The sequence below is a fragment of the Betaproteobacteria bacterium genome (assembly GCA_016713305.1).
GTDB lineage: Bacteria > Pseudomonadota > Gammaproteobacteria > Burkholderiales.
On the sequence record JADJPK010000005.1, the window covers coordinates 388,178 to 404,224 of the forward strand.

12 protein-coding genes are annotated in these 16,047 nt (G+C 64.3%); 7 read left to right on the forward strand and 5 right to left on the reverse strand.

Annotated elements, in window-relative coordinates; translation table 11 throughout:
• The first annotated feature begins 2 nt into the window (after positions 1-2).
• The 4 genes from soxZ to IPK20_06750 all read left to right on the forward strand — a co-directional run bounded on the left by soxZ (position 3) and on the right by IPK20_06750 (position 4,840).
• Positions 3-317 carry a thiosulfate oxidation carrier complex protein SoxZ gene (gene soxZ / locus IPK20_06735; GenBank protein ID MBK8016437.1) on the forward strand — a complete coding sequence of 105 codons (315 nt, stop codon included), beginning with the start codon at positions 3-5 and terminating at the stop codon, positions 315-317.
• Positions 314-1,156 carry a sulfur oxidation c-type cytochrome SoxA gene (gene soxA, locus IPK20_06740; protein ID MBK8016438.1) on the forward strand — a complete coding sequence of 281 codons (843 nt, stop codon included), beginning with the start codon at positions 314-316 and terminating at the stop codon, positions 1,154-1,156. The genes soxZ and soxA overlap by 4 nt, the downstream gene beginning before the upstream one ends.
• A 238-nt stretch (positions 1,157-1,394) precedes the next feature.
• Positions 1,395-3,326 (forward strand): tetratricopeptide repeat protein, encoded by a 1,932-nt coding sequence (locus tag IPK20_06745; protein ID MBK8016439.1) that lies wholly within the window; start codon positions 1,395-1,397, stop codon positions 3,324-3,326.
• On the forward strand, positions 3,320-4,840 hold the full coding sequence (locus IPK20_06750; protein ID MBK8016440.1) for a tetratricopeptide repeat protein: 1,521 nt from the start codon (positions 3,320-3,322) through the stop codon (positions 4,838-4,840). Before IPK20_06745 ends, IPK20_06750 begins: the two co-directional genes overlap by 7 nt.
• A gap of 95 nt (positions 4,841-4,935) precedes the next feature.
• On the opposite strand, the gene IPK20_06755 is transcribed toward IPK20_06750, so the two are convergent.
• The gene (locus IPK20_06755) at positions 4,936-5,247 is read right to left on the reverse strand and encodes a hypothetical protein (protein MBK8016441.1); all 312 of its coding nucleotides are present in this window, start codon (positions 5,245-5,247) and stop codon (positions 4,936-4,938) included.
• A 238-nt stretch (positions 5,248-5,485) separates the two neighbouring features.
• Here IPK20_06755 and IPK20_06760 point away from each other — a divergent pair, with 238 nt between their 5' ends.
• The 3 genes from IPK20_06760 to IPK20_06770 are packed head-to-tail and all read left to right on the forward strand — an operon-like array spanning position 5,486 to position 12,254.
• Positions 5,486-7,264 (forward strand): tetratricopeptide repeat protein, encoded by a 1,779-nt coding sequence (locus tag IPK20_06760; protein MBK8016442.1) that lies wholly within the window; start codon positions 5,486-5,488, stop codon positions 7,262-7,264.
• A complete protein-coding gene (locus tag IPK20_06765) occupies positions 7,258-9,513 on the forward strand; it encodes a tetratricopeptide repeat protein (protein ID MBK8016443.1) in 2,256 nt (751 codons plus the stop codon). Before IPK20_06760 ends, IPK20_06765 begins: the two co-directional genes overlap by 7 nt.
• Before the next feature lie 29 nt (positions 9,514-9,542).
• Positions 9,543-12,254: a tetratricopeptide repeat protein gene (locus IPK20_06770; GenBank protein ID MBK8016444.1), complete on the forward strand. Its 2,712-nt coding sequence runs from the start codon at positions 9,543-9,545 to the stop codon at positions 12,252-12,254.
• A 79-nt stretch (positions 12,255-12,333) separates the two neighbouring features.
• Here IPK20_06770 and IPK20_06775 read toward each other — a convergent pair whose 3' ends face one another.
• The 4 genes from IPK20_06775 to IPK20_06790 form a co-directional block, all read right to left on the reverse strand.
• Positions 12,334-12,783: a pilin gene (locus tag IPK20_06775; protein ID MBK8016445.1), complete on the reverse strand. Its 450-nt coding sequence runs from the start codon at positions 12,781-12,783 to the stop codon at positions 12,334-12,336.
• 228 nt (positions 12,784-13,011) lie between these two features.
• Positions 13,012-13,533, reverse strand: a complete 522-nt coding sequence (locus IPK20_06780) for a methyltransferase domain-containing protein (GenBank protein MBK8016446.1) — start codon at positions 13,531-13,533, stop codon at positions 13,012-13,014.
• A gap of 88 nt (positions 13,534-13,621) precedes the next feature.
• A complete protein-coding gene (locus IPK20_06785; protein MBK8016447.1) occupies positions 13,622-14,068 on the reverse strand; it encodes a pilin in 447 nt (148 codons plus the stop codon).
• Positions 14,069-14,357: 289 nt separating this feature from the next.
• Positions 14,358-16,025, reverse strand: coding sequence for a GAF domain-containing protein (locus IPK20_06790; protein MBK8016448.1), 1,668 nt, complete (start codon positions 16,023-16,025; stop codon positions 14,358-14,360).
• Between the last annotated feature and the right edge of the window lie 22 nt (positions 16,026-16,047).

The window sequence follows — 16,047 nt, forward strand, 5'->3', positions numbered from 1 at the left end:
CCATGGCCGATCCGATCAAGATGCGCATTTCTCTGGCCGGCGATGTCGCGACCGTCAAGGTTCTCATGCCGCATCCCATGGAGACGGGATTGCGCAAGGACCCGAACTCCGAGGCGATGGTGCCGATGCACTTCATCCACCACGTCACGGCGGCCCTCAACGACCGTCCGGTTCTGGATGCCCAGTGGAGCCGTTCGGTCTCGAGAAATCCGTTTCTCGAGTTCCGCGTCCGTGGTGCCCGGCCGGGCGACAAGGTCGTGATCACGTGGGAGGACAATCTGGGCGGCCGGATGAGCGGGGAAGCGGTGATCAAATGACAAGGGCCCACGCGAGCCTGGCGGCGGGTGTTCTGCTCGCGTTTGCAGCGCTGCTCCCGGCAAGTGCGCAGGCAGATCCGGAATCGGATCGTCTGACGGTCCGGCGCGGATTCGAGAAGCGTTTTCCGGGGATCCCGTTCGACGATTACGTGCTGGGCGGGTTCATGCTCAATCCCGACGGGCGCCGTCACTACGAGGACATCATGGCCTTTCCACCGTTCGAAGTGGAGGTGGATCGGGGCAAGGCCATGTGGGAGACGCCGCTCCGCGACGGCAGCACTTACGCGCAGTGCCTGCCCGATGGAGGGAGGGGAGTTGCCGGAACCTATCCCCGATACGACGAGAAGGAACGGCAGCTGATCACGTTCGAGATGATGCTGAACCGCTGCCGCGCCGCGGCCGGCGATCCCCAGTACGCCTACGACGACATGCAGACCATGGGAGTGCTGACCGCCTATGCACGCACTCTGTCCGATGGAAGCCGGATGGATATCCGGGTGGAGTCGCCCGGCGCGCTGGAACGCTACGAAGCCGGCAAGGCGCTTTTCCATCGGCGCATGGGACAGATGAACTTCTCCTGCGCCAACTGCCACATCGACAACGCGGGCAAGATCATGCGCATGGAGATCATCTCCCCCGCGCTGGGTCAGGCGACGCACTTTCCCATCTTTCGCGGCGGAGATGTCCTGTACACGGCCCACGCGCGTTACACCCGGTGCATGGAGCAAGTGCGGGCTCAGCCCTTTTCCATGGGCGGCGACGAATTCAAGGATCTCGAGTATTTTCACTCCTACCTGAGCAACGGCCTGCCGTTAAAAGCCTCCGTCTATCGCCGATAAGGAAAGGCTGACCATGTGCAGGGATCGCGTGGCAGCCCCAGGGAGGCGTCGGCGCGGCGACCTCTGTCAATGAGGCGGAATCTCCGTCGCGATCGCTGTCATCGATGGGATGTTTCCTGAGACGCTTCCCGGCACCCTTCGAATTCCTATCCGCCGAGGACACCCATCCGTGTTCGGTTGGTTGAAGAGAAAACCCGCTCTGCCCCGAAGCCGCTTCGACCCCGAGGCGCGTGAGCGCATGCTCCTCGCTGCGAACGACGCGTTTGCGCACGGTGAGCTGGAGAGCGTGACATCCCATCTGCAACCGTTGTTGCAGGACGACGTCCCTCACCCGGACGCTCTGCATCTCGCTGCGGTCGCCGAGTGCCGCCGGGGTCGCTTCGACCAGGCGCAGGTGCTGCTGGCACGCGCCACTGACGCGGATCCCACAAGGATCGATTCCTGGCATACGCTCGCGGAGGTCCGGTTCGAAACCGGCGATGCCCAGGGAGCCGTCGAGGCACTCCGGGCGCTTCTCGCGCAAGACCCGGGGTATCGTCCGGCACACGAGCGTCTCGTGTTCGCGTTGCATGCCTCGGGCCGGAGCGACGAGGCCATCGACACCTATCAGATGCACCGCATGCTCGACTGGACGTTCGACACGGCCACCAATCCAGCCGCGGTCTTCCACGCACAGGGGCGCCTGGGGGATGCCGTGGACGCCTTGCGAGCGCGTATCGCAACGGACCGGAAGAACGCGGCACTGTGGAACCTGCTGGGTGCCACGCGCCAGGCGCAGGCCCATCTGGATACTGCGATTGCGTGCTTCCGCGAAGCCGTGACCCTCGATGAACACGATGTTTCCGCGCATCGGCGGCTCGCGTTCGCGCTGGACACGGCCGGAGAACTGGAGACCGCCGTCCAGCACTACCGGAGGGCCATGGAACTCGATCCGTCAAACGCCCAGGCCAGCTCCGACCATCTTGCCGCGCGTCTGTACACCGGCTGGCCGTCAATGGACGAGGCACGGGCGGCTTACGAGGAACATGATCGGCGGCACGGATCGGGTCGGTTTCCCGTAGGCGCCACGGCCGGGATTCGCGACACGAGGCGCCGTTTGCGCATCGGCTACGTGTCCGGTGACTTCTTCGCCCACGCCATTTCCTACTTCTTCGAACCCCTGCTGGAGCACCATGACCGCAGCCGTTTCGAGATCGTGTGCTATGACCGCACGCCGCAGCGCGATGCCGTGAGCCGCAGGCTGGAGCAGAAGGCCGACGGATGGCGCTGTGTGCACGGAGAGGACTGGGACCGCCTTGCGGATCGTATCCGCGGCGATGCCATCGATATCCTGGTGGACCTCAAGGGTCACTTCGACGACAACAGTCTGCCGCTCTTCGCGCGCAAGCCCGCACCCCTTCAGGCGACCTGGCTTGGCTATCCGGACACGACGGGCCTGCGTGCCATGGACGCATGGTTGTCCGACGACGAGATACTCGCAGGTTCGTCCGCGCAATACGCCTCGGAACGCGCCGTCTCCCTCGGGCGGTTCTTCATGTGTTTTCGCCCTGCAGCGGGGGCGCCGGAAGTCACCGCATTGCCGGCGTCCCGAAAGGGCTACGTGACGTTCGGTTGCTTCAACTCCTATTCGAAAGTGAGCCCCGCCATGCGGCAAGCCATGGCCGGAATACTTCGCGAAGTTCCGGAGTCGCGGCTTCTCGTGACTGCGATGCCGGGAGGCGACACGAGGCATCGGCTGCAGGAGTACTTCCAGTCCGAGGGAATAGCACCGCACCGGATCGAGATGCGGGGCAGAGGCGGTCACGACGAGTTCCTGCGCTGGCACGGGGAAGTCGACATCGCCCTGGACAGCTTTCCCTACAACGGCACCACGACGGCGTTGCATTCCCTGTGGATGGGCGTGCCGTTCGTCGCGCTGGCGGGAACGGCCCACGTGTCCCGCGTGGGCGCGAGCATACTGGCCAACACGAACCTGCGCGAATGGATCGCTGCGGATGTCGAGGGCTACGTGCGCATCGCATCGGAGCAGGCGAGAACATGGGAGTCTCTGGCGACGCTTCGCCAGTCCCTCCGGGACCGCCTCCTGTCCTCGACGATCATGGATGAAGCGAGTTTCACGCGCCGGCTGGAGGACTGTCTGCTCTCGCTGTGGAGGGAGACGGCATGCTGACGCGCTGGTTTCGGAAGCCACCCCCGGGGTTCGATATCGAACAGGTGCTCGACGAAGCGTCGGCATTGATGATCCGCGGTCAGCATGAGAAGGCCTGTGAAGTGGTCGAGGCCGCCCTCATCCGCGCGCCCGGGAATGCGCGGCTCCATGGACGACGTGGCACATTGCGGCACGCGCAGGGCGATCTCGCCGGGGCGATCGAAAGTTACTCCACGGCCTGGCGCCTCGACCCCGACTATGCCGAGATGCCCTACAACATCGGCCTGGCGGAAGGTGCCTCCCAACATGCGGAGGCCGCCGTGCTTGCCTACCAGGAAGCGCTGCGCATTCGTCCGGAATTCCTGGAAGCGCGTTTCAACCTTGCCTGTGTCCTGCACGAGAACGACCGCCTCTCCGAGGCGTGCGACGCCTATCGGGTCGTGCTGGCGCAGCAGCCGGACCACGAGGACGCCCGGCTCGGGCTCGGTCTTGCCTTGCAGGAACAGCGCCGGCTCGAAGAAGCAGACGAGCAGTTCGACGCCTTGCTTGCGCGGAATCCGCAACACGCCGCAGCCAATCTGTACCGCAGCTTCAGTCTGCTGGTGCGCGGCGACTGGGGCGCAGGATGGGACCGCTTTGCGTATCGCTGGGCCACCCCGGAGATGTCGCGATATCGAAGACGCTACGCCCAGCCCGAATGGGATGGCTCCGATCCCGCGGGGCTCACCATCCTCGTCTATCCGGAGCAGGGCTTCGGTGACATGCTGCAATTCGCGCGATTTGCGACCCAGTTGGCGTCGCTCGGCGCGAACGTGATCCTGGAAGCGCCCGGCCCGCTGGTGCGTCTTCTTTCCACGCTGCAAGGTGTGCAGGTGGTTGCGTCCGGCGCCCCGCTGCCGGAATTCCATGCGCACATTGCCGTCATGGACCTCGCGCGGCATCTGGGCCGGGACAACGATTCCATCGCCATGGGGAATGCGTATCTGTCGGCCGATCGTGCGCAGGTCAAGCGCTGGAAAGAACGGCTCGAGGGAGACGGCCGCTATCGAGTGGCGATCGCATGGGCGGGGGAGCCCCGTCCCGGTCAGCCGTCGGCCGCGCGCATCGACCGCCGCCGCAGCCTCCGCTTCGAACAGCTCGCGCCGCTTGCCCGCCTGGGGTCCGTGAGATGGATCAGTCTTCAGCTCGGTACGCCGGCGGAGCAGGCTCGCAGAGGTCCTGCGGTACTGGCATTGACCGATGCCGCCTCGGAACTGGGAGATTTCGCGGACACGGCGGCATTGATCGAAGCCCTGGATCTCGTCATTGCCGTGGACACGTCGGTCGTGCATCTGGCGGGGGCCTTGGGGCGCCCCGTGTGGGTGCTTTCCCGCTTCGATGGCTGCTGGAGGTGGCTGCTCTCGGGCAGCGCGTCGCCCTGGTATCCCTCTGCGCGCGTCTATCGTCAGGAGTCGCCAGGCGACTGGGGCAGTGTGCTGGAACGGGTGGCTGCAGATCTGGAAACGATCGTCCGGCTCCATCCGGGACATCCGTGAAGCATCTCGATGTCTCGCCTGCGGAGCCGGCGTTGTGCCGTCGAGATGCCCGTGGTACGAACAGCGCTCGTGTACGGCAGAACGGCAGAAAGGAATCAGGCCTTCTTCTGTGCGAGGCGGACGACCAGACCCTTGGTGATCTTCTCGACGAACCCGTCGGTGTAGCCCATTTCCTTGAGCTGCCACCGGAACGTATTGCCGAGTTTCGCCTTGCGGAACAGGCCCAGCTTGTTTTCCTGGTGGAAGCGCAGCGCGCGGGCGTACACCCCTTCGGACACCACGGACAACTGGCTCGTGACCGCCTTGTCCGTGCGTTCTTCATTCGCCGGCGGAAAGCGGCGTGCAAAATCCTGAGCAAGGGACTTCGCGAAATCGTCGACCTTGCGCGTATCGAACATGCCCAGCATGGTGAAGTGGACTCCAGTGTCTGCGTTGACCGGACCGGCGCTCCCGATCCGCTGATCGCGAACATGACCGGCGCATAAGCGTGGCCTAGTATACTCGCCGAAGACTTGCGCCCAGCGCGTTCACTGCCCGCCCATGCTGCGTTGGCTCAATCGATTCCAATTACGGTCCAGGCCAGGCGCTCTTGAGGGCGATCCGGCGCATCCTCATTCCGCGGCAGGAGCCGCACACTCAGCTGAGATGGAGGCCGAGCGCCTGAAGGCCGAAGCCGACGAACTGTTCGATGCCGGCCGTCTGCCCGAGGCCATCGATCGTTACCGCCAGCTGCTCGACCGGCATCCCGACTTCGGCCGCGCGTGGAACAATCTCGGGCTGTGCCTGCGCCTGCAGGGTCTCCAGTCGGAAGCGGAGACGGCTTTCCTCCGGGCCACGGAGGCGTCACCCGGCCTCGTGGCCGCGTGGGTCAATCTCGGCTCGATGCAGGAGGAAGACCATCGCTTCGACGACGCCATCCGGAGTTTCGACCGAGCCGTTGCACTCGATCCTGGTTCGCGGGAGGCACGAAACAATGCGGGGCAGATGCTCTCCAATCTTGGCCGCTTCTGTGCCGCGGAGGAACAGTTCCGCGCCGGCCTTGCAGCGCATCCCGATGATGCCACCCTGCATTTCAATCTGGGTCTTGCGCTCGCCCGGCAGGCGCGGATTCCCGAGTCGCTCCACGCGCTTGCCCGTGCGTCCGGGATCGATCCGGCCGCACACATGGTGGCGAGCGCCTACCTTCTGACGCTCAACTACGCGGACGATCTGACACCGGCATTCGTGCGCCAGGAGCACGAGCGGGTGTCTGCGACGTTCGTGGATGCCGCCTTGCCAGGATTCGGCGCTGCGCGCAGTCGACGGTCGGCGGGCCGACCGCTAAAGGTGGGCTACGTTTCGGCCGATCTTGGCTATCACGTCGTCAGTTTCTTCATCGAACCGGTCCTCCGGGCCCATGACCGAAGCGTGGTCCACCCCTATTGCTACTATGCCGGCATCAAGGAAGACGCCCAGTGCGAGCGCCTCAAGTCGCTCGGCGTGCAGTGGCGTCACATCGGTTCGATGGGCAGCCGAGAGTCGCTGGATGCCATCCGTTCGGACGAACTGGACATCTGTGTCGATCTTGCCGGGCATACCGGGGGGCATCGGCTGAGCCTCTTCGCCGCAAGACTCGCACCGGTGCAGATCAACTGGCTGGGCTATCCGAACACGACGGGTCTCCCTGGAATGGATTGCCGGTTCACCGATGAGCACGCCGATCCTGCCGGAGCGACGGACATCTTCCATTCCGAGCGCCTCGTCCGTTTGCCTCGAGGCTTCCTGGTCTACCAGCCCCGGCCCGAGGCGCCGGAGGTGAGCCCGCTGCCCGCCACCACGGTGGGACACATCACGTTCGGCTGCTTCAACAATTTTTCCAAGGTTTCGGACACGGTGCTGTCGCTTTGGGGAACGATTCTCGGACGGTTGCCGGCTTCCCGCCTGCTTCTGAAGTCCAAGGGCCTGGGGGAGGATGTGCTGGCCGCGCAGGTACGTGAACGGTTCAAGCGGCTTGGCGGCGATCCGGCCCGATTGATCCTCGAAGAACAACAGGCGGGCTTCGATCAGCATCTGGCGCGCTATGGCGACGTCGATGTTGCCCTGGACTCCTATCCCTACTGCGGCACGACCACGACGTGTGAAGCGCTCTGGATGGGCGTGCCGGTGGTGACACTCGCGGGACCCGTTCATGCAGCGCGCGTGGGCGCGAGCCTTCTGCAGCAGGTGTCTCGTTCCCGCTGGATTGCCTCGACGACCGAGCAGTACGTGGATATCGCGGTCACGCTCGCCAGCGACTTCGCCATGCTTGCCAGGGAGCGCGCGAGCCTTCGCGACACCATGCGCACCAGCGCGCTCACCGATGCAGACGGATTCACCCGGGCACTGGAATCGGCGTATCGGCAGTTGGTTGACGCGCCGTCCCCGGCGCAGCCTTCGTCATGCTGAGGTGGCTGACAGGCCTGCGCGCGCCGGGCAAGCAGCAGATCGCGGGGTGGATTCAGCAAGGTCTCGAGTTCCACTCCCAAGGCCGCCTGGACGATGCGATTGCGAGTTATGGGCAAGTCCTCGCGTCAGTTCCGGCGCATTTCGACGCGTTGTTCCTTCAGGGACTGTCGTTGCAGGCGGCCGGCCGGCACGAAGAAGCGCTGGTCCGCTTCGATGAGGCGTCTGCGGCGGATCCTGACAACGGTGACGCTCCGTTTGCCGCCGCGACGAGTCACAGAGCGATGGGGCGAATCGACCTGGCGCTGGCGTCCTACGGAAGAGCGGCAACGGCGCGTCCGGACGACGTGGACGTATTGAACGATTACGGCACGGCGCTCATGGAGGCAGGTCGCGCGCAGGAGGCCGTCCCGCTGCTCCAGCGCAGTGCCGCCCGCGAGCCTTCGCGCTGGGATCTCCAGTTCAATCTCGCCAATGCCTATCGCACGAGCGGGCAACATGCGAGCGCCCGGGATGCGTACGCCCGCGCACTGACGATCCGTCCGGAGGACGGCCGAACCTGGAACAACCTTGGCGTCAGCCTGCACGAGGAGGGTGAATTCGGCGGCGCCATAGATTGCTTCCGCAAGGCGCTGGCGGCGGCGCCGGACGACGTGGATGCGGAGAACAACCTCGGTTCCGCGCTCCAGGGAGCCGGACGGCCCGAGGACGCGTTGTCTCATTTCGCGCGGGCGTTGCAGCTGGCTCCCGAGCATGCTTTCGCGCCCCGCAACATCGCGCAGTCCTTGCAGGAACTGGGCCGCTACGAAGAGGCGCTGTCCGCCTACCAGGATGCGCTCCGGCGGACTCCTTCGGATGCATTGCGCGTTCGTGCCGCGACTGTTCTGCCCGTGGTGCCGGACTCCGGTGGGCAGATCCTTGAAGCGCGTGAGCGTTTCGCCCGCGAGATCGAGACGCTGAGACAGGCGGGCATCCGGATCGATCGTCCGGAGCGCGAGATCGCGTCATGCAGTTTCCATCTCGCCTATCACGGGAAGAACGACAGGCCGCTGCTCGAGTCGCTGTCCGGCCTCTATCTTTCTGCATGCCCGGATCTCGAGTGGACGTCCCCGTCGCTGCATCCGCGCGGAGCGGCCGCGGATCGTATCAAGGTCGGATTCGTCTCACGGTTCCTGTACTCCCATTCCATCGGCAAGACTTCTCGCGGTCTGATCGAGCAGCTCGATCGCAACCGGTTCGAAGTCATCGCCATCCACGTTCCGCCCCCGCGGGACGACGCAATGGGACGTGCGATCCGCGCGGCCGCCGATCGCAACGTGGACCTGCCGCACGATCTTGCCGGAGCCCGTGCTGCGATCGCCGCCCTGGATCTGGATGTGCTCTTCTTCCAGGAAATAGGCATGGACGCCTTCACCTATTTCCTCGCATTCGCACGGCTTGCGGCAGTGCAGTGCGTGTCGTTCGGGCATCCTGACACGACGGGGATACCCAACATGGATTGGTGGGTGTCGGCAGAGAATTTCGAGCCGGAGGATTGTGCGGATCACTACAGCGAGGGGCTCTGGCAGGCGCGCGATGTCGGGACGCTCGCGTACTACCACCGGCCAAAGTCCGCCGGCGAGTTCCGCAGCCGATCGGAACTGGGTCTGCCGGAAGAACGGGCCTTGTACTTCTGCCCCCACAGCGTGTTCCGGCTGCATCCCGACTTCGACGCGATCCTGGCGGCGCTTCTCGATGCCGATCCTGCCTGCGAGATCCTGCTGCTGGAGGGAACGCAACCGTCCTGGCTCGACCGCTACCTGTCGCGTCTGGAGCGGGCCGCGGGTGCCGGAATGGCCCGCGTACGGCGGTTGCCTCTCCAGCCGCACGAGCGGTTCCTCAATCTCATGCACGTTTCGGATGCGATTCTCGATCCCATCTGCTTCAACGGCATGAACAACTCGCTGGACGCGTTTGCCGCCGGCGTTCCGGTCGTGACCCTGCCGGGCGAGTTCCAGCGGGGCCGGCACACCGCCGGCATGTATCGCCGCATGGGGTGGCCGGGATGCGTGGCGGCATCGCCCGAAGACTACGTGCGGATCGCGATGGAACTGGGTCGTCGCGAAGACTTCGCCAAGGCGGCCCGGTCCGAGATTTCATCGCGATCGCACGTGTTGTTCGAGGACCGGCAGGTCGTGCAGGAGTTCGAGCGATTCTTCCAGGAGTCGGTCTCGGCAGCGTCCACGGCGCGGAACGCCTCCGGGCGCACCTGATCGCAGCACATTCACAACGCCTATCCATCATGCTCCAGTGGTTCAAGAACAAGGGTGCCCGCTCCGCAGAACTCGGCGCGCGGGTGCGGCAGGGGTTCGAGTCGCAGACCGCCGGGGATCTCGTACAGGCCCGGGAAATCTACCGCTCCGTACTTGCAGAGGATTCCGGTCATGCCGACGCCCACTATCTGTCTGGATTGATCGACGCCGCGGAAGGCCGTCTCGACCTCGCTCTCAGCCACTTCGACAGTGCGATCCGGCGCGAACCCGGCAATGGGCCCTTCCACTTTTCCCGCGGCGAAACCCTTCGGGCGAAGGGTGACCTCCCCGCCGCGACAGACGCATTCAGACGTGCGCTGGAACTGGTGCCGCAAGAGGCTTCGTGGGCGAACGAACTGGGCCGGACACTGGAGGCCATGGGAGAACGGCAGAGCGCCATGCAGGCGTATCTTCGTGCGACCGAGGCGGACCCCGCGCACGTACCGGCGTGGTTCAACCTCGGCAATTCATTGCTCGCGGACAAGCGGACAACGGAGGCCGAGCAAGCTTTCCGCCGTGCACTCGATCTGGAACCCGGGTTCCTGCCGGCTGCGCTGGGCCTGGGAAGCATCGCACAGGCAGCGAAGGATCTCGATGCCGCGGAATCGTGGTACCGCAAAGTGCTGGAACGGTCTCCAGGCCACGGCGAGGCACTGATCAATCTTGGCGCGTTGCTCGCCGAACGCAAGCAGCCCCTGGAGGCCGAGCGGGTGCTGCGTGACGCTGTTGCCGCTGTTCCCGCGATGGCGGAGGGATGGATCAACCTCGGGAGCGCACTTCGCGCGCAGGGGCGGACCGAAGAGGCGCTGGAGGTTCACCGACATGCCGTGGAACTGGCGCCGGACAGTCCGGCTGCCCACCTGCAATGCGCTCTCACTCTCGAGAACTCGGGCGACCTCGCGGGTGCCGAGCGATCCCTGCATGAGGCGCTTGCGCGTGATTCGAACGATCCGGAGATCCACTTCGCGCTCGCGAATGTGTTGAAGGCCGAGGGTGCGCTGGGTGAGGCCGAAGCAGAGTTTCGCCGCGCCATTGATCTGGATCCTCAGCACGGACCGGCGTGGGTGAACTACGCCGAGTTGCTGCATGCGACCGGCCGCGTCGACGCCGGAGCCGGGGCATTGGAGCAGGCGGTGAAAGTGGCGCCGGATCTTGCCGTCGCGCACATGAATCTGGGCGTCGCGAAGATGAACCTGGGTCACGACGAGGCCGCGGAGAGTGCGTTCCAGAAGGCGCTGGAACTGGACCCGGACTCCGCGGAGACGTATCTCGCGCTCGGTGCGCTCTATCTGTATCGAGGCAAGCTGACCGAGTCGGAAGCCGCCAGCCGCAAGGCGCTGGAGCTGGTTCCGGGTTATCACGGCGCACTCATGAATCTCGGCGTGGCGTTGCAGCAGCAGGGGCTGCTGGAAGAGTCCATCGAGATCACGCGGCAGGCCATCGCCTTGAAGCCTGATCACGTGCAGGCATGGAGCAACATGCTGATGACGTCCAACTACAGCGCCGCTGCCACTGCGCGCGATCTGTTCGAGGAGCATCGCCGATTCGGCCGGCACTTTCCGCCGCGCCGGAACGCAGCCGGTCTTCCCCGCCGCCCGGTGGACGGGTCGCGGCGGTTGCGAATCGGCTACGTGTCTCCGGATTTCCGGTTCCATGTGGTTTCGTTCTTCTTCGAAGCCGTACTCGACGCCCACGATCGCGACCGGTTCGAGATTCTCTGCTACTACAACGAGAACCGCGTGGACGACGTCACCCGCCGCATTCGTTCCAAGGCCGATCTATGGCGCGACCTGGCGCCGCTCGACGAAGACCAGGCGGAGAAGCGTCTTCTGGAGGACGAACTGGATGTGGTCGTGGATCTTGCCGGCCACACCTCCCGCAACCGGCTGGGGGTGCTATCCCGGCGGGTCGCCCCGATCCAGGTCACTTGGCTCGGCTACCCCAACACGACGGGGCTCGAGGCGATGGACTGGCGGATCACCGATGCCAACGCGGATCCGTCTCCCGAGGCCGATTCTCTCCACACGGAGAGGTTGTACCGGATGCCTGAAGTCTTCATCGCGTATCGTCCCCCACCCGAAGCGCCGGACGTCGCTCCGGTCCCTCCGAGCGAGACGCAGGGTTTCGTGACCTTCTGCGCCTACAACAATTTCTCCAAGGTGAGCGACGACGTCCTCATGTTGTGGGCACGGATCCTCCGGGAGCTGCCGGCGGCCAGGCTGGCAATGAAGACCATCGCCCTGCGGGATCCGAATGTTCAGCGCCGGGCGCAGGACAGGCTCGCGCGGCTCGGCTGCGATCTGTCGCGGGTGAGCTTTTCCGGGATCATTCCCCGGCTCGCAGATCATCTGGCCACCTACGGCAGGGCCGACGTGGCGCTCGATGCGTTTCCCTATCACGGCACCACCACGACCTGCGAAGCGCTGTGGATGGGGGTTCCGGTCGTCAGCCTTGCCGGAGACCGTCACGCTTCCCGCGTGGGGGTGAGTCTTCTCGAGTCCATTGGCGCCGGTGAGCTTGTCGCGTCCACGCCGGATGAGTACGTTGAGAAGGCGGTGGGACTGGCGCGCGATCCTGCACGGCTCGCCTTCTGGAGAAAGGAACTTCGGGACCGCATGCGGGCATCGACGCTGACGAACCACGCGCGGTTCACCCGGCAGCTCGAGGACGCGTATCTGGAGATGCTGAAGCCCCGTCACTGACGCGGCAGGGCGATCCAAGCACCAGAACGAAAAAGGGAGGCCGAAGCCTCCCTTTCGTTTGCCTGTTCGAGACGACCGATCAGGACTTCGGATAGTACTTGGACGGCACCGAGCCGCTTACCGACCAGGCATTGCCCGAGGCGCTGCAGGTGGACGTCCACACGATCGTCTGCGCGGCGGCCACGGATGTACCGATGGCCTTCATGGCGACCGTCACCGTGCCTTGCGAGCTGGAGCCGGCGGCGAGCGTCACGCTCGTGACGTAGTTGCCGGAAATGCTTGTCGCTGCGGGCATGCCGGCGCTGGCGTTGTCCGTGACACCCGTGCCGGTGACACCGAGCTCAGCTTCCGAGCAAGCCTGGCCAACGGCCAGACGTGCCGGTTCGGAGAGGCTCACTGCTTCCTGCACTTTTGCACGAACCGTGTAGTCCTGGTAGGCCGGCAATGCGACGGCTGCCAGAATGCCGATGATCGCGACGACGATCATCAATTCGATCAGGGTGAAACCCTGCTGGATACTGCGCTTCATCTAGAAAGCTCCTGTGGCGGTTGGAACACTACACAATCGGGTGTGCGCAATCGGTGTCGCAAGCCATATGCCAAATTTCGTAGTCCATCGATTTTCTGGCTGATGATTGCGAACCGTCGACGCTCCGATGACCGCTTCTCAGGATCCTGTGGGGATAGAACCTTTTCAGTGCGCGGATGGAGATCTCATCGGGGACCGCGCGCTCCCCGCGCGTGGACGCGCAGAGCGTCAGGGTTTGCGAGCGATCATGTTGCAGCTGATCGGCACGCCGTTGAACGCCACCTGGCTGGTGTCGTCGAACAGATCGAAGCTTTCGACCCGGCGCGGCTCCACGAAGCCGGCGCCTCGCAGGAAATCGCGAAGGAATTCCTCATTCAGTCCGACGTAGTGGAAATCGTGCGGGTTCAGCTGTCCGCCGAACATCATCCGCATGATGGCAAAGCGCTGCTGGACGCCGATGGACTCTCGCAACAGGAAGAGTTCGCAGAGCGTATCCAGATCCGGCACGCTGACGTAGAGCGTACCGCCCGGGGCCAGCACGCGATTCCATTCCTTGAGCGCCGCGAGCAGGTCATTCTGGTAGCCGAAGTGCTCCGCGACGTGAGACGCGTAGAGGGCCTCGAAGGTGCCGGTGGGAAACCGGGAGAGATCCAGCGCGTTGCCCACGTGGTTGACGTGGGGTGCCGGGATCGCATCGAGAATCTCCCATTCGGGATGAGGACGTTGACCGCCGATGTGAAGCTTGCGCATGGTCGTGGTGTGTGAATCCGGATCGGGCGATGCAAAGAAAGAAGGGAGGCCGAAGCCTCCCTTCCAGAAGCAGAGATCGAAGGATCGATCAGGACTTCGGATAGTACTTGGACGGCACCGAGCCGCTCACCGACCAGGCGTTGCCGGAGGCGCTGCAGGTCGAGGTCCAGACCACCGTCTGGGCGGCGGCAACCGATGTACCGATCGCCTTGAGCGCGACAGTGACCGTGCCCTGCGAGCTGGAGCCCGCGGCGAGCGTGACGCTCGTCACGTAATTGCCGGAAACGCTGGTTGCGGCGGGCATGCCGGCGCTGGCGTTATCGGTCACGCCCGTGCCAGTGACGCCGAGGGTGGCCTCGGAGCAAGCCTGGCCGATGGCCAGACGTGCCGGCTCGGACAAGCTCACGGCTTCCTGAATCTTGGCCCGAACCGTGTAGTCCTGATAGGCAGGCAGCGCGACGGCCGCGAGAATACCGATGATCGCGACCACGATCATCAGTTCGATAAGGGTGAAACCCTGTTGAATACGCTTCATCTAGAAAGCTCCTGTGGCGGTTGGATCGAAACACAATCGGGCTTGTGCGTTTTTCACAAACGCAAGCCGCATGCCAGAAAAGTGGAGGCGCGGCGCGGGGGTGCGGGTGCCGATACGTGCATTTTCCCGGCAAGGAAATGTATCGGTTTGATCCCTTCAATCCTTGAGGAATTGTGAGATTCGGCAAAAAAGGCCGGATTTTTCGCGCGGCATCCGCCGGTCGCAGATTGCTGCGCCGCGTGCCGCATTGGGCCGCCCGCCTGCGGCATGTCCTACGTGACGAAATGTGTCAGTCCGTGGAGTAACCGGGGATCCGTGCCTCGTCGACCGCGTCGATCTGCTCCGGGTCGAGGAATTCCTTGGCGTATCGCAAGTAGACGCGTTCCCGGACGAAGATGTCGAACAGGTCCGGATCGATGTGGCCGTTCTGCCTGAACTTTCCCAGGATGTGGAGGGATTCGGTGAGCGTCTTTCCCTTCTTGTAGGGCCTGTCCTTCGCCGTGAGCGCTTCGAAGATGTCGGCGATTCCCATGATCCTTGCCTGCACCGACATTTCGTCGCGGGAGAGTCCTCGAGGGTAGCCCTTGCCGTCCATCCGCTCGTGATGGCCGCCCGCGTACTCGGGCACCTTCTCCAGATGCCGGGGCCAGGGCAGCGCCTCGAGCATCTTGATGGTCACCTCGATGTGGTGATTGATGACCCGCCGTTCCTTCGCGGTCAGCGTTCCGGCACGGATGGTCAGATTTTCCAGTTCGTCGGGAGACAGGAAATCCGACTCGACGCCGGCGGGAGTCTCCCAACGGTACTGGCCGGAGATGTTCGCCACGCGCTGCTGATCTTCCGGGCTCATCGCTTCGGAACCGACATTGGCCTCGCGGATGAACTCGCGGTCGCTCTCGATCTGACGGATCCGGTCCCGCAACGATTGCTCCAGTCCTGCCCCGTCGGCCCCGCGCTCGCCAAATCTGGAAGAAAGTTTCGCACGGAGCATGGCGATCTCCGCGTCACGCTTGATCACCTCGAAGCGGGTGTCGATCAGATCGATCCGGTCGAAAATGGTCTGAAGCTTGGTTGCCTTGTCGACCACGTGGACGGGGGTGGTGACCTTTCCGCAGTCGTGCAGAAGACCCGCGATCTTGAGTTCGTAGCGGTCCTTGTCGGTCATGGACCATCCGGCGAGAGGGCCTGTGCGTGTCTCGTGCGCCGCCTCGGCCAGCATCATCGTGAGCACCGGGACGCGTTCGCAGTGTCCGCCGGTATAGGGCGACTTGTCGTCGATTGCCTCGTTGATGAGGTTGATGAACGACTCGAACAGTTCCTCGAGCTGCGAGATCAGGAGCCGGTTCGTGAGTGCCACCGCCGCCTGGGATGCGAGCGATTCCGCGAGCCTCTGGTCCGCGTCGCTGAAGGGCACGATGTCACCCGTGTCGCGATCCTTCGCATTGATGAGCTGAAGCACCCCGATGATCTCGTTCTCGTGGTTCTTCATGGGGACGGTGAGGAAGGACTTCGAGCGATAGCCTGTCCGGCCATCGAAGTTCTTGGTTCCGGAGAAATCGAATCCTTCCTCGGTGTACGCGTCCGCGATGTTGACCGTCTTGTCGCGCAGCACGCTGAAGGCCACGACCATGGAGGTGTTCTCGCGGCCCTCCTGATCGCGCAGCGCGATCGGATCGAAAGGGATCGCTTTGCCGGTCGTGCCGCCCATCGCGATGCCCAGCCCTTCGTTTCGCAGGATCTCGAAGTGAAGAAGGTTCTCGTCTTCCGGGTGGCGCCGGTACAACGTTCCGCCTTCCGCGTTGGTGATCTTCTTGGCCGCCAGGAGGATGGTCTCGAGCAGCCTGGAGATGTCGCGCTCCCGGGAGAGCGCAATCCCTATGTCGTTCAGTTCCTCGAGGCGCCGCAGCAGGTCGCCGACGGCGATGTCCGGCCCGTTTGTCTTTGCAGCAGCGGTCATGTCGTCGTCCCCCGAGTCGACT